This is a genomic window from Mesorhizobium monacense, assembly GCF_056781675.1.
In genome coordinates this window covers 4,720,912-4,734,648 of record NZ_CM165567.1, presented here as the reverse complement: position 1 = coordinate 4,734,648, position 13,737 = coordinate 4,720,912, and the positions used below count along the sequence as shown (strand labels likewise).

General features: G+C 58.8%; 12 protein-coding genes. 4 read left to right on the top strand and 8 right to left on the bottom strand.

The window, feature by feature from the left end:
- Positions 1-4: 4 nt before the first annotated feature.
- Positions 5-1,243 (bottom strand): aromatic ring-hydroxylating oxygenase subunit alpha, encoded by a 1,239-nt coding sequence (locus AC1RUK_RS22815; RefSeq protein ID WP_481838835.1) that lies wholly within the window; start codon positions 1,241-1,243, stop codon positions 5-7.
- Between the two features lie 160 nt (positions 1,244-1,403).
- Here AC1RUK_RS22815 and AC1RUK_RS22810 point away from each other — a divergent pair, with 160 nt between their 5' ends.
- Positions 1,404-2,282, top strand: coding sequence for a LysR family transcriptional regulator (locus AC1RUK_RS22810; RefSeq protein WP_481838836.1), 879 nt, complete (start codon positions 1,404-1,406; stop codon positions 2,280-2,282).
- Between the two features lie 53 nt (positions 2,283-2,335).
- On the opposite strand, the gene AC1RUK_RS22805 is transcribed toward AC1RUK_RS22810, so the two are convergent.
- Positions 2,336-3,331: an isopenicillin N synthase family dioxygenase gene (locus tag AC1RUK_RS22805; RefSeq protein ID WP_481838837.1), complete on the bottom strand. Its 996-nt coding sequence runs from the start codon at positions 3,329-3,331 to the stop codon at positions 2,336-2,338.
- Between the two features lie 249 nt (positions 3,332-3,580).
- The gene (locus tag AC1RUK_RS22800; RefSeq protein WP_481840114.1) at positions 3,581-4,492 is read right to left on the bottom strand and encodes a LysR substrate-binding domain-containing protein; all 912 of its coding nucleotides are present in this window, start codon (positions 4,490-4,492) and stop codon (positions 3,581-3,583) included.
- A gap of 407 nt (positions 4,493-4,899) precedes the next feature.
- Between AC1RUK_RS22800 and AC1RUK_RS22795 the strand changes: the two genes are divergently transcribed.
- From AC1RUK_RS22795 to AC1RUK_RS22785, 3 genes are read left to right on the top strand one after another with little or no spacing between them, the layout of a single operon-like run.
- Positions 4,900-6,450, top strand: coding sequence for a trimethylamine methyltransferase family protein (locus AC1RUK_RS22795; protein WP_481838839.1), 1,551 nt, complete (start codon positions 4,900-4,902; stop codon positions 6,448-6,450).
- A gap of 8 nt (positions 6,451-6,458) precedes the next feature.
- Positions 6,459-7,565, top strand: coding sequence for a mandelate racemase/muconate lactonizing enzyme family protein (locus AC1RUK_RS22790; protein WP_481839422.1), 1,107 nt, complete (start codon positions 6,459-6,461; stop codon positions 7,563-7,565).
- A complete protein-coding gene (locus AC1RUK_RS22785) occupies positions 7,565-8,629 on the top strand; it encodes a GlxA family transcriptional regulator (protein ID WP_481838840.1) in 1,065 nt (354 codons plus the stop codon). Before AC1RUK_RS22790 ends, AC1RUK_RS22785 begins: the two co-directional genes overlap by 1 nt.
- A gap of 216 nt (positions 8,630-8,845) precedes the next feature.
- On the opposite strand, the gene AC1RUK_RS22780 is transcribed toward AC1RUK_RS22785, so the two are convergent.
- The 5 genes from AC1RUK_RS22780 to proX form a co-directional block, all read right to left on the bottom strand.
- A complete protein-coding gene (locus tag AC1RUK_RS22780; protein WP_481838841.1) occupies positions 8,846-9,961 on the bottom strand; it encodes a mandelate racemase/muconate lactonizing enzyme family protein in 1,116 nt (371 codons plus the stop codon).
- A gap of 5 nt (positions 9,962-9,966) precedes the next feature.
- Positions 9,967-11,097: an alcohol dehydrogenase family protein gene (locus tag AC1RUK_RS22775; protein WP_481838842.1), complete on the bottom strand. Its 1,131-nt coding sequence runs from the start codon at positions 11,095-11,097 to the stop codon at positions 9,967-9,969.
- Between the two features lie 66 nt (positions 11,098-11,163).
- Positions 11,164-11,901 carry an SDR family NAD(P)-dependent oxidoreductase gene (locus AC1RUK_RS22770; RefSeq protein WP_481838843.1) on the bottom strand — a complete coding sequence of 246 codons (738 nt, stop codon included), beginning with the start codon at positions 11,899-11,901 and terminating at the stop codon, positions 11,164-11,166.
- Positions 11,898-12,632, bottom strand: a complete 735-nt coding sequence (locus tag AC1RUK_RS22765; protein WP_481838844.1) for an SDR family NAD(P)-dependent oxidoreductase — start codon at positions 12,630-12,632, stop codon at positions 11,898-11,900. Before AC1RUK_RS22765 ends, AC1RUK_RS22770 begins: the two co-directional genes overlap by 4 nt.
- 110 nt (positions 12,633-12,742) lie before the next feature.
- Positions 12,743-13,729, bottom strand: coding sequence for a glycine betaine/L-proline ABC transporter substrate-binding protein ProX (proX, locus tag AC1RUK_RS22760; protein WP_481838845.1), 987 nt, complete (start codon positions 13,727-13,729; stop codon positions 12,743-12,745).
- Between the last annotated feature and the right edge of the window lie 8 nt (positions 13,730-13,737).

Here is a 13,737-nt window from a genome sequence, read left to right as displayed (position 1 = left end):
CGGATCATTCCGCTGCAACTTGAAGCGGCGCAAGGGTGTGGCCAAGCCAGGCTGCATACCAATCGACAAACTGCGTCACGCCACTTTCCTGCCCGGGCGAATAGGGACCAGGAGTATAAGCTGGCGAAAGGATTCCCAGCTGGTTGGTCTCGACGATCTCGCGGTCTTCATCATTGGTAGAAATCCAGACTTCGGTCAGGCGCTTGAGGTCGTAGTCGACCCCTTCGACGGCATCTTTGTTCACGAGCCAGGTGGTGGTGACCTCGGTTTCCATGGCGCTGATTGGCGTGACTCGGAAGGTCAAGGAGTGATCCGGCAGGAAGTGGCTCCAGGTCGTCGGATAATGGAACTTCAACAGCGTGCCTGCATCGGGCAGAGCAACCTGGCCAAGATTCTTGCGAACGGCAGCCTTGCCGTCGAGCGTGTAGCTCAGGGCCTTCTGTTGCAGCGGCATCCGCGCCAGACGGAACTGGCCGTTGCCGCCAAGCCGGAACTGCGCAGGGGCACCTGAGGCTTCGCAGCGGTCAAAATGCGCCTGAAGGGTCGCCGAGACTGATCCGTCGGCAGACACGCCTGCCACTTCCGGGTCGAGCGAGAAGGAGTGGCACAGCGACGGGTGGTTGCTGCTACAGTGGTAGCATTCGCGGTTGTTCTCCCACACTAGCTTCCAGTTGGCCTTCTCAATGATGGTGGACGTATGCGCGACCTTCGCATTGTTGAGGTCATGGACCTCAAGGTAGGGAAGGGCTAGGTGGGCAAACGGTTCGAAGTCGGGGGGCGTTGCGGACAGACAGACGTAGATCATGCCGGCTAGATTGCGCAGATGCACCGGCTTCAGGCCGTGTTTGGCCATGTCGAAGTCGCGCCCCATGTCATTTGCCCAGATGAGCTTGCCGTCAAGCTCATAGGTCCACTGGTGATAGGGGCAGACGAGTTTGGCCACCTGGCCTTCGCGCGCCTTGCAAATCATCGAGCCTCGATGGCGGCAGGAATTGTGGAAGGCGCGGATTTCGCCATCGCGGGCGCGCACGATGACCACCTCATAGGCACCCACGCGCATCGTCACGTAGCTACCAGATCTCGCTAGCTGGCACGCTGGGGCCGCGTAGAGCCATTCCTGGTAGAAGATGTGCTCGAGATCGAGTTGGTAAATCGCCGGCGATGTGTAAAACGGCTGCTCAAGGGCATAGCCCGAAACGCGGCGAGCTAGCAGCTCTTGGATGGACGGCGAGGCGGCGTTCATGCGGAAATTCCATAGATGGCGTGCATATGTGAGATGTATTTTTCTTGCTTGAACGCCTTTTTCGCAATAGCAGTAATTTTCAGCACGATTTAGTTCAGCTAATCTCTTGCGCCCCGCCCGTGCCAACCATGAGCCAAAAGACGGGTCCAAAGAGGCTTTGATGAGAAGACCGTACGATCTCTCCTCGGTGACCGCTCTCATCTGCTTCGAGGCCGGGGCCCGAAATGCGAGTTTCAAGAAGGCCGCCCAGGAATTGAACGTGACACCCGCGGCTATCAGCCACCAAATCAAGGCGCTTGAGGGTGACTTGGGATGCAGCCTGTTCCTGCGCATGAGCCGCGGTGTCGCATTGACCGAGAAAGGGGCGTTCTTGTTCGTTGCGGTGCAGCGCGGCCTTGAGACGATTTCCGACGCCGTTACTCACATGCGCGATCGCCCGGAAACCGCTGACGTGACCATCCGGACAACGACGGCCGTCAGTTCGCTTTGGCTTACGCCAAAGATATCAACCTTCTGGAAAAGCCATCCCACCATCACTGTCTCACAGATCGTCAGCGACGTGCCTGGAACAGCTATCCGCTGCGATCTAAGTATTCAATACGGGGATGAGCAGGAGAATCAGGAGGAGTGTCACAAGCTCTTTCAAGATCGCATTGTCGCGCTCGGGACCCCAAAATTCGCCGCCGAGCACAGCATTGGGCGTGTTGAGGATCTGCTCAAGGCACCCTTGATTCATACGAACAACGAGGAAACCGACTGGACGAACTGGCCGGACTGGTTTCAAGCGCTTGGACACACCATCCCAAAGGGCCGCAGGTTTTCCGTGAACAACTACATGATTGCCCTCCAAGCCGCCCAGGATGATATCGGGGCGGTACTGGGGTGGGATGGATTGGTCAAAAGCCTGATGGAACAGGGACGGCTGGTCACACTGGTGCCAGACAATATTCCCTCACCCAAGGCATTTTATCTGAAGATCCATCCGCGAGCAGGTTCGAAAGCTCGGCTCTTTGCGAGTTGGCTTGCCAAAAGCTCTTGAAAGGCTGGTCTCTTGCTCGCGGACGTCGTGTGCCGGCTTCACACGACCACTCGCTATGCCTTGGCTAAGTGGGCGTAACTTGCTGCGAAACGCCCGAATTTGTGCTCGCCACAAGTCACCGGCTTATAGCGACGCGGGTTGCCATCCGTGACGCAGGACGCCAGCGGTTCTATGATTGCATCGAAATCAGCGTCGATAAAGAACGGGATCGAATAGCGCTCCCGCCCAGTGGTGTTGACCACGCGATGCATATTCGCCAGATAGACATCATTGGTGAGCCGCTGGATCAGATCGCCAATATTGATGACGAAGGTGCCGTGGATGGGTGTGCCCTCTACCCAGTCGCCGTCTCGGTTCATCACCTGCAGACCGCCCACGTCGTCCTGCGCCAGGATGGTCAGATTGCCATAGTCGGTGTGCGCACCGATACCGATGATGTTTTCCCCGACATAGCCACCCTGCGGAGGGTAGTGGAGAAGGCGCTGGATGCTGATGGGGTCGCGCATCAGATTCTCGAAATGATTTTCTCCCAAGTCCAGACTGAGAGCGATGCCCTTCAACAGTGTTTTCGCGAGGACGACCATTTTCTGATGGTATGCGTATGTCAGCTCGGAAAACTCGGGCAGGGCTGAGGGCCACTGGTTGGAGCCAAAAAACGGACCCTCCAGGGTCGAGCGTTCAGGGCCGATGTCAAAGCATTCTTTGAGATCCTTCGTCTTGCCTGGATCGGTGTTTTCCCCGAATGGCTCGATGTATCCGCGCAGCGCCACATCGGATTTGCATACATGCAATTCCATCTTCTGTGGCATGGGCAAATCAAAAAACCGGCGACTCACATCGAACACGGAGTCGACGAACTCCTGGGGGATGCCGTGGTTCTTGACGTACAGGAAGCCAGTGTTCGACAGCGCCCAACGTATCTGCTTCGCCACCGCCTGCTTGTTGCTGCCATCGAGAAGGGGCGCGATATCGACCACCGGGATCTTGTCAAAGCTTTCGCGCTTCGCACGCAACTTGTCGTCCAGTCGGGCAACGAGATCTATGGACATTGAACACCTTGTTTGATGGTGGGAGACGGGCCGACCTTGGCCCATTCGTTCCAGCCTCCTCAACTGCAATAATATTGCTGTTGGATTACTTGTAGTAATCTGGCGTCACCGGTGCGGACGGCACGGACCATCCGATCCTGACGGATTCCGGCATCTCAAACTGATCGTGCCTGAGACCGGTTGGCGACGAGGACGCCAAGTTCGGCGAGCAATACGGCGGCACGAGGAGCGCTTCGCGGCGCAAGAACTCTAGCTGTCTCGCTCCTGCGCAGCGATTTCTCGTATCCAGCTTCGCAGGATTTCTGCAGCGGGCGAAAGCGTGCGGTTGTCGTTCCAGGTTAGATAGTAGCTGCCTGGCGCTGGGAGCTCGAGTTCGGTCAGCCTGACCAGTTTGCCTTCCTCGATCTGTGACTTCACGAGGTGATGCCAGCCTACTGCAACGCCCTGGTCGGCCTGGGCCGCCTGCATGGCTACAAAGAATTTGCCGAAACGGCGGCCGCGGCTCGGACCGTGGGGCACGGCCGCACGACGCAATACCTCGTCCCAGCCCGCCCAGTTCGGATCAACCCAGTCAACATGCAGCAACGGAAGATCCGGCAAGGATGCTGTCGTCGCGTCCCGATGCACTTTGGCAAACTCCGCGCCGCAGACCGGATAGATGGTTTCGCTGAAAAGAAGCTCGGCATTCTCGTCAGGCCAAGAGCCGAACCCGTATCGGATGCGCAACTCCACCTCGGCCCTCCGGTAGTCTCGCGGATTGTCGGAGATCAGATGATCGACTGCGATCTCGCTGTAGCGTGTCCAGAAATCGGGCATACGCGGTATCAGCCACATTGTAGCAAAGGCGTCAGAACAGGCGAGCGTGACGTTCTTCGAGCGATCGCCGCGTTTGACGGTGCGGACAATTTCGGCTGCGCGCGAGAAGCCGCTCGCCAGAACGCCATAAAGGTCCTCGCCGGCACTCGTCAGGATCACCCCTGAGCCCAGCCTTACAAACAGCTGGACGCCAAGTTCGTCCTCGACCGCCTTGACCTGTCTGCTGACCGCCCCGGGAGTCACATTCAGCTCTCCCGCCGCCAGCTTGAACGATAAGTGCCTGGCGGATGCTTCGAAGATCGCGAGGGCTGTCAGGGAGGGCAGGTCATAATATCGGCGAACCATCTTAGGCTCCAAGTATTCCAAAACCGAGCGCCGTAGCGATTTCGGCAAGACGTAAGCGAGACGTCGGCACGACATTGTGGTCGCGGCCATGCATACACCAGATCGCATCTGCCGAAAGCTGGCTCTGTCGGGACTTCAGGCATTTTCATGCCGAATATGGCGACCGTTGCAACTCAGCAAAGATGAGACTTCTGCTGAGGGCGCGCGGGAATGATTTACGGGCCGGCCTTCAGTGATTGAGCCGCGATGATGCTGATTGGATCAATCGTAAGCGACGAGGCGAAGTCACGGACGTCCGCACATAAGTCAACACGCGCGTGAGACTTTTGCAGTAGGTCAAATCGGCGGGTTGCAGCAATAGTCGCGCGCGGCCGGCTGCGGCTCGCGTGTTCTTTTTGGAGGCCCGCATGACCATTGAAGCGCAAATCTCTCGAAGGGGAGGACGCGATGCGCGCCGAATTATTCGGACCGCGCCCAAAGTGGAGATGCTGCCGACGCTCAAGCGCGGCCTACCCGTAATCGAGCCCATGGATGCAGAGCAGGTTGAACGTATTCACGAAGCGTCGCTGGCGATCCTGGAAGAGGTCGGGGTGGTGTTCCGCGACCCGATCGCTCTAGAGGACTGGAAAAGAGCAGGGGCCGACGTTCGCGGTGAGCGAGTCTATCTGGATCGCGCGTTGGTGATGGAGCTGATCAAAACAATCCCGCCCGACATTGAGTATTTCGCTCGCAACCCGGCGAAAAACGTCCAGCTGGGCGGTCCGAATTCGATCTTCGTGCCGATGACCGGCGCGCCTTACATGCGCGATCTTGACGACGTGCGTCGCGGCCCGACCATTGCGGACTTGGGGACCTTCCACAAGCTGGCGCACATGATGCCGGCGCTGCACTCATCGGCGCACCACATCGTCGAGCCGATGGATATCGTCGTAGCGCACCGACATCTGCACATCACCTACTCGTCGATGAAGCATTCCGACAAGATTTTCATGGGCATGACCACCTCGCCCAAGAACGCCGAGGACGTGCTCGACATGTGCGAGATTCTCTTTGGCAAAGGCTTCATGGAAACGCATGCGGTCACGACCGGAAACTGCAACGGCAATTCTCCGCTCGTGTGGGACCAGGTCATGCTCGGCGCCATGCGGGCGTTCTGCCGGCGCAACCAGCCAGTGCTGTGCTCGCCATTCGTGCTGGGCGGCGCAAACACGCCCGCGTCGACGGCGGCTGCGGTGGCCCAGCTGAATGCCGAGGCACTGTCCGCACTCGCCTACACCCAAGTAATCCGGAAGGGCTGCCCGGCCATCTACGGGCACTACCTGTCGACGGTATCCATGCAGTCCGGCGCCCCGATGGCTGGAACGCCCGAGATATCGCTGATGAACTTCATGATCGGTCAGATGGCGCGACGCTACAACGTCCCGTGGCGCACATCGAACCTGCTTGGCGGCGCCAAGATTTTCGATGCTCAGGCCGGCTACGAAAGCGCCATGACAATGATGGCGGTGCTGATGTCGGGCGCCAACTACATCTGGCATTCGGCGGGCTGGAACGAAGCCGGGATGCATTGTTCCATCGCGAAGTTCGTCGTCGATGCCGAGGTTTGTGCCATGGGCTATCGCATGACCCAAGGCATCCACTGGGATGATTTTGATGAGGCCTTGGCCGCCATCCGTGACGTTGGACCCGGTGGCCACTATCTCGGACACCCGCATACCCAGGCCAACTTCGAACGCGCGTTTTTCATACCAAAGCTCTTCGACAACAATTCGATCGAGCAGTGGAAGGTCGACGGCTCCAAGGACATAAAGCAAAGGGCGCTCGACCACGCAAAACATCTTTTGGGAGAATACCAGGAGCCCACGCTGGACCAGGCCAAAGATGAAGAACTGCGGGCTTATATCGATCGACGTTCGCGCGAGATCCCGGCTGTCGATGCGCTCAACGAAGATCATTGAGCGACACCATGCGCATCAATAGAATCAATGTCTACACGGTCCAGCTTCCCACCAAGGGTGGCGCCTATAAGATGGCGAGCACCGAAGTCCACTCCTTGGACAGCACCCTTGTCGAGGTTGTGACGGATGACGGCATCACTGGATGGGGCGAAACCTGCCCCGTCGGACCAGTCTATCAACCCCATCACGCGCTAGGCGCTCGGGCGGCGATAGCTGAGATCGCGCCAGGCCTGATTGGAGAGCCGACCCAGTCGCCGCGACATCTTGCCAAGCGGATGGATGAGAGACTCAATGGACACAACTATGCCAAGGCGGCGCTTGACATAGCGTTCCTCGACCTCATCGGCCAGCGTCTTGGTGTGCCGGTGTCGACGCTGCTGGGCGGCGCGCTTACGGACCGCGTGCCGTCTTACTACTCCACGATCGTGGGCTCTCCGGACGAAACCGCGCGCATCGCGGCCGACAAGGTCAAGGCGGGCTACCCGCGTATCCAGATCAAGATTGGTGGTCGCAATCTGGAAAAGGACGCAGCGACCGTGCATAAGGTCTGGGAGGCTGTGGGCCGCAAGGCAAGCATAGTGGTGGACGGCAATCGTGGCATGTCCGTAGCATCTGCCCTGCAACTAAGTCGGCTTTGCCAAAACATCCCGTGTGTGTTCGAGCAGCCCTGCAACAGCATGGAAGAGGTCGCGGCTCTGCGGGGAAGGTTTACCCATCCCATCTATCTGGACGAAAACACCGAGGACCTGAATGCAGTATTGCGGGCGATTTCATTGGGCATTGCCGATGGCTTTGGCTTCAAAGTCACGCGTCTTGGCGGTCTGACCAAGATGATGACCGCTCGCGACATGTGTTCGATCCGGTCGCTACCGCACACCTGCGACGATGCATGGGGCGGCGACGTTATCGCGGCCGCCTGCGTTCATCTTGCTTCCACGGTCGAGCCACGTCGCTTTGAAGGGGCGTGGATCGCGCAAGAATATATCGATGGGCACTACGACAATACGAACCCTGTCGTCATAGAAAATGGTCATATCGCGGTTCCACAGGGAGCAGGCCTCGGGGTGAAGCCCGAAGCCGGCGTCTTTGGCGCCCCGGTAGCGAGCTATGGTTGATGATGAACGCTCCGCCCCGCATCCACGAAACAAGCAGCCTCGTCCACGCTGACGTTGCGTTTCAGGTGTCGGGCAAGCCGCATGACATTGCCGTGCTTGTGTTGCCTGGATTTTCGCATCTGGCGCTTCACGCCTATATCGAACCCTTCCGCATAGCCAATACGGTTTCGCGGCTTCCTCTTTTCCGCTGGCGGATTGCGGGGGTCGACGGCCAAGCGGTTGTGGGCGCCAACGGGATCTCGATACCGGTGGATGTGACACTCGAGGAGTTGACAGCGGACGGGTCCCACAGTTGCAGGCTGAACCAACTCGTCGTCGTGGCGGGCGAACCGGTCGAAAGGCAGTTGACGGCTCTGTTGCACTCGTTCCTGCGGCTAGTGGCGCGGCGAGGGGTATCGATATCGGCGATCGGCACGGCGACGTGGCTGCTCGCTCAGACGGGGCTTCTCGGAGATACCCGGTGCACCATTCATTGGTCGCGGCTCGCGGCTTTCTCAGAGGTTTTTCATAAGCCACGCATCCGTGATTCCCTGTTCGTCAGGGATGGCCAATATTCAACATGCGGTGGTGAATTGGCGGCGTTCGACCTCGCGGTAGATCTCATTGCAAGTCACGCGGGCGCCTTCATCGCCCAAGAAGTGTGCCGTCATGCGACGGTGGAAGGCCAGCGCTCCGGTTCGAACCGGCAGACGGGTCCTTCAGGCCTGGCGTTTGCTGGAGTCAGTGACAAGCTGGCGATGGCGATGCGCATTATGGAAGAGAATGTGGAAGTTCCGCTGTCGATGGGCGACGTTTCAGATCGGGTTGGGATTTCCCGCCGGCAGCTTGAACGCCTGTTCGCAATCCACGTAGGTCAACCGCCGGCTCGTCACTACCTCGGGATCAGGGTCGACCACGCCAAGCGCCTGATCGAAGGCACGCGCATGCCCATCATAGACATTGCTGTTGCCTGCGGGTTTCTGTCAGCGTCGCATTTTGCCAAATGCTTCCGCATCATCAATGGCTTTTCGCCACAGCAGTGCCGGACAATGGTGCCGGCTTGGGTCGGGCCGGGACTAGGTTGAGAAGCTCAGCCGCCGCATGACCGTCCTGCACGCGAAATGTCAGGAACACATCGAACTTACCTGGTCGCTGTCGACCAAACAGCTGTTTGCGCAACCGCGCGCGACAATCGCGCGAGCGATGCTGTAACGCTTGGCCAGAGGCCTCAATCACCGTGGTTGCAAAACGCGATGCTTATCATGCACGTGTTTGCAACGGGCGTGACCTACGCCGTTCGATCAAGAATAAGTTGCAACTGGAGCGCCCAGGACATCCAGGCGCGGCGTAATGCCCAGTCCAGGTGAGTCAGGCGCGCTGACACGTCCTTCAGTTACAACGAAGTCGCCGTCCGCCACCTTTGTTGTCACCATATCTCGACATTCCAGAATGCATCGAAGATTCTTCTCAGGAACGGTCTGTCCAAGGTGCACTATGCCCGCGAACGCGATATCCGATCCTACAGTGTCTTGAACGCTGACTGTGTAGCCCGCTGCGAGGCAGATGTCTCTGTGGCGACGACCCTTGGTGAGACCACCATTCTTGGAAATCTTGAGGCCGATGCCGTCTGCTGCATCGTCGGCAATTATCTGGACGATTGACGCGTCGTTCGTCGCGAGCTCATCGAAAATTATCGGAACGTCAGTCCTTCGACGTAGCGAGACACACTCGCGCCATGTCGCGCAAGGTGCCTCCAAGACAAAGTCGAGACCTTGCGGTAGCAATCGCAGCATTCTCAGGGCTGACTCCACCGTCATGCCGCCATTAGCGTCCACGAGAAAGAATTCGCCTGGTTTCTTGTCAGCCATGGATGCCGCAATGCGTTCAGCGTCGATCGCCGGATCGTCGCCGACCTTCACCGAGTGCCCGATATAGCCCATCGCTCGGTGTTTCGCGACACGGCTCCGCATCTCCTCGGGATCGCCTACATAGATCGACGAGATGATCGGCATGCGGACGTTCGTCCGGCCGCCCAGCAGTTCGCAAACTGGCATGTCGACTGACTTTCCGAAGATGTCCCAGCAGGCAATGTCGAGAGCTGTCTTGGCATGTTCGTGGCCGACCAGCGCAAAGTCCATGGCCTCGTTGATGCGGTCGACTCGCCGCGGATCGAGACCGATGAGACTGGGAGCGATCTCAGCGATCCCTGAGCGGACACCAAGCGCGTGGGCGGCGACATAGGTGGATCCCCATGGCGTACTTTCGCCCCATCCCTCGATGCCGTTGTTCGTGGTCACGCGGACGATCGTCGCATCGAAGCTGCGGTATTCTCGTCCACCCGAAAGGAGGTAAACGCCGCCAGAATAGGGGAGGTTGACTTGAAAGACGTCGATTTTCTGGATTTTCAGGTCGCGCATTTTTTTCACTTTGACTTGGGTATGACGAGAACAAGCTTGCCGCTGATCTTCTTGGACAGAAAATCCTCCTGCGCCTGGACGATGTCTTCCAATGGATAGGTCTTGCCGATGTGCGACCTGATTTCACCGCTCTCGACGTAGGACACGAGGTTTTCGAAGACTATGTCCTCCTGGAATGTGCAGCCAAAGAAGCTCAGATCCTTGAGATAGAGCGTGCGCACATCAAGCTCGACAATTGGTCCGGCAATTGCACCAGCGACCGCATAGCGCCCGCCACGCCTCAGTACATCCAAGAGCTGCGGAAACTGTGGGCCTGCCGCGACGTCGATGACAACGTCGACCGAATCCCTTCCTATGGCGTCGACGAGGCTCTCGCCACGCGACACCACGTGATCAGCACCGAGTTCACGTACGGTGGCGGCCTTGCTTTGGCCTGCGACCGCGATGACGATGGCCCCACGCCGCTTTGCCAATTGGACCGCAGCGGACCCGACGCCGCCGGACGCGCCCGTAATGAGCACGGTCTCGCCGGCCCTCACGTCTGCCCGATGCAACATGCCTTCGGCGGTCGAATAGGCACAAGGCAGCGCAGCCAATTCGACGTCGCTCCAGGCGCAGTCGACCTTGAACGTCTCACGCGATGGCGCCTTCGCGTATTGCGCGAAGGCGCCGTCGCATTCGGATCCAAATGTCCAGCATTCCCAAGGTCGATAGTCCACATAGGTTCGAAGCAAATTCCGTACGATCACCCGTTCGCCGATCCGCCCATCATCGACACCCTCTCCAACAGAAACGATGTGGCCACAGCAATCAGCGCCTTGAATGCGAGGGAAGGACAACGCCATGCCTGTCCAACTCGCGTCGTCATCCTCCGACGATTCAAATCCGGAGGAGCCCCCTTCGGACGTGCCGCTCCTCACGCCTTTGGAATACCAGCCGATCCGGGTGTTGATGTCGGTGTTGTTGATGCCAGCCGCAGCGACCTTTATGAGAACTTCGCCCGGTCCCGGTTGTGGAACCAAGAGGTCGGTCTTGAACTGCAGCTTGTCGAAGCCGCCATGTCCGGTCAGCACCACGCCGGACATCGTCGTTGGAATGCCGGTTGATGGGGACAATCTTGCTGCCACTGTGTTCATGCTCGTTATCCTTATGGGGTAAAATCCGGAAGACGGCAGTCGGTGCGCGTTCCGCCACCTGACTGGTCATTGTGGTAGGCTAAGCTTCGCCATTCGACCGCCGTCGACGGTCCAGACCTGACCTGTCACGAATGACGATTCGTCCGATGCCAACCAGACAACCAGACTTGCGACCTCTTCGGGCTTTCCGGTGCGTCCTACCGGATGAATTTTGCCGATATCGCGGCGGAACCCTGCCGGATCGGGCATGCTTTCGATGAACTCAACATTCAGATCGGTGTCGATCCACCCTGGTGCCACGGCATTGCATCGCACACCTTCGGCACTGTGGTCGATCGCAACCGCGCGGGTCAGACCGTGAATTCCAGCCTTGGAAGCGCAATAGGCTGCGTGTTTCGGGTTGGAGCCCAGCCCCTCGATCGAGCCAATATTGACGATCGTCCCGCCAACCGCTCGCAGATGCGGAAGTGCTGCCTTGATCATGGCAAATGGTGTTGTCAGATTTACCGATATCGTCCGCTGCCAGTCCTCGAGGCTCATGTCCTCCACGAGGGCTTCTTGCATCATGCCGGCATTGTTTATCAAAACGTCGAGCCGTCCGGCACGGTCGGCTACTGACTGCACTGCGCCGGACGCGGCGGACGGGTCGGTGAAATCAACGGCTATCCCTTCGAACTCCTGGTCCTCGCCACGTTGTGCCGTGAATACCCGCGCCCCCTCGTCTCGTAACCGGCGTGCAATAGCCAGACCGATACCGCTGCGACCGCCTGTTACAAGGGCGACTTTGTCCGCGAACCTCTTCATCCGACCGGCTTTCCACCATTGACCTCGACCAGCGAGCCGCACATGTAGCGAGCGGCGTCGGAGGCAAGAAACAGGACCACCGCGGCAATATCGTCCGGCTCCGCAATCCGGCCAATCGGAACGGTTTTTCCCAGTTCGGCAACGGCCGTGTCCGGGTCGAAGCCGCGTTTGATAAAGCCTGTTCGAAGCATCGGCGTGTTGACCTCGTTGGGGCATACGGCATTGACCCGAATGTTCTGATGGGCGTGGTCCATGCCCATGCACTGGGTCAACGAGGCAATTGCAGCCTTCGTCATGCAATACACGGCGTGGTTCGGACCCGGTCGAACGCCCCAGCATGAAGACACGTTAACGATCGCGCCACCGCCCCGATCGACCATGATAGGGATGGCGCCCCGGCACACACGAAACGGGGCCTCTACATTCACACCGAGCGACAAGGCCCAGTCGGCGTCCGTTGTGTTGGCTACCGAGCCCCGCGTGATCACGCCCGCATTGTTGACCAAAATGTCCAGGCCGCCCAGTACCGCAAATGCGGCTGCGGACAAATTGTCCGCATAGCTTGCATCAAGCAGGTCGCCAGGCAGATGCGCCTCAGCGTCCACGCCCGTCACGTCGCGATCTGCGACGGCGACCCTGACGCCTTCAGCTCTTAGCTGTTTGACGATCGCCGCTCCGATGCCGCCGGCGGCACCTGTCACTAGAGCGGTCTTCCCCCTGAAATAGCTCATCAGTTCTTCCTGCTCAGTTTCAATTTAGGACCTGCTGCCCGGCGTGTTGCTGACATGCTCTGCAAAATAGGTTGCGGGGCGCTGCTTGGGGCGCGCCCCGCTGTGGACAATCATTTCACTGTTTCGCGGGCCGCTTTGAGCCAGCCGTCATACGCATCGCGGTGCGCCGCGATCCAGGTGTCCACATGTTTGTCGATGTCGGCGGAGTTCTTTTCCCCGTCAGCGATCAATTTGTTCTCAGCCGAGATGTCTTTGATGTCGATCTTCGCGAGTTCAAACAGCTTGGCCGCCGCCGGGTTGTCCTTGAGGAAATCGTTGCGAGCAACAATCCGCAGGCTGTCCACCGCGAAGCCGAGATTCTTGCCATCGAACTCGGTGTTCGCTTTGGCACCATCCGGCAGAGAGCTGTAAGGCACGCTCAGCCATTCCACGTCCTTGCCTGGAACCAGTGCGCCCGAGACCCAGTAGGGCGTCCAGGTGTAGTAGAGGACGGGCTTACCGTTCTTGGCACGTGCGATCGTATCGGCGATGATCGCGTTGTATTCGCCTTGGTTGTGCGTGACCGTGTCCCGAAGCTTATACTCGGTCAATTGATGCTCGATCACGCGTTCGCATCCCCAGCCGGGCACGCAGCCGGCGAGGTCCGCCTTGCCATCGCCGTCCTCGTCGAAAATGGCAGCGATCTTGGGGTCTTTGAGATCGCCCAGATTCTTGATCCCGGCGTCGTAGCTCTTCTTGTCGACCAGATAGCCCTGGAGGGCGCCTTCGACCAAGGTGCCCACTTTGCTTATCTTCTCCGGTCCACCCGCTTCTTTGAAGAACGCTGCATGCAGCTGATCCCAGCTATCGGTGAAGAAATCGGCATCTCCGGTGCCAACGGCGAGATGCGCGGTCTGGGCGATGACCTCCTGCGGTTCGGCAACGGTATAGCCCAGGTCCTGCAGTGCGCGGAATATGATCCGCGCCTGGAACATTTCCTCGATCGCTGGCTGGATCACTGGCCGCACGGTAACGCCTTCGCCTGGCTTGTCCTTGGCAAAGAGCGGACTTGCGGTAAGCGATAGGATGATCGCTGTAGTCACAGATAAGAGTTTCATGCGCTTTC

What these genes read in the sequence shown, in the direction of transcription:
- AC1RUK_RS22815 (WP_481838835.1), bottom strand. Translation starts at nt 1,243, where the DNA reads ATGAACGCCGCCTCGCCGTCCATCCAAGAGCTGCTAGCTCGCCGCGTT.
- AC1RUK_RS22810 (WP_481838836.1), top strand. Translation starts at nt 1,404, where the DNA reads ATGAGAAGACCGTACGATCTCTCCTCGGTGACCGCTCTCATCTGCTTC.
- AC1RUK_RS22805 (WP_481838837.1), bottom strand. Translation starts at nt 3,331, where the DNA reads ATGTCCATAGATCTCGTTGCCCGACTGGACGACAAGTTGCGTGCGAAG.
- AC1RUK_RS22800 (WP_481840114.1), bottom strand. Translation starts at nt 4,492, where the DNA reads ATGGTTCGCCGATATTATGACCTGCCCTCCCTGACAGCCCTCGCGATC.
- AC1RUK_RS22795 (WP_481838839.1), top strand. Translation starts at nt 4,900, where the DNA reads ATGACCATTGAAGCGCAAATCTCTCGAAGGGGAGGACGCGATGCGCGC.
- AC1RUK_RS22790 (WP_481839422.1), top strand. Translation starts at nt 6,459, where the DNA reads ATGCGCATCAATAGAATCAATGTCTACACGGTCCAGCTTCCCACCAAG.
- AC1RUK_RS22785 (WP_481838840.1), top strand. Translation starts at nt 7,565, where the DNA reads ATGATGAACGCTCCGCCCCGCATCCACGAAACAAGCAGCCTCGTCCAC.
- AC1RUK_RS22780 (WP_481838841.1), bottom strand. Translation starts at nt 9,961, where the DNA reads ATGCGCGACCTGAAAATCCAGAAAATCGACGTCTTTCAAGTCAACCTC.
- AC1RUK_RS22775 (WP_481838842.1), bottom strand. Translation starts at nt 11,097, where the DNA reads ATGAACACAGTGGCAGCAAGATTGTCCCCATCAACCGGCATTCCAACG.
- AC1RUK_RS22770 (WP_481838843.1), bottom strand. Translation starts at nt 11,901, where the DNA reads ATGAAGAGGTTCGCGGACAAAGTCGCCCTTGTAACAGGCGGTCGCAGC.
- AC1RUK_RS22765 (WP_481838844.1), bottom strand. Translation starts at nt 12,632, where the DNA reads ATGAGCTATTTCAGGGGGAAGACCGCTCTAGTGACAGGTGCCGCCGGC.
- proX (WP_481838845.1), bottom strand. Translation starts at nt 13,729, where the DNA reads ATGAAACTCTTATCTGTGACTACAGCGATCATCCTATCGCTTACCGCA.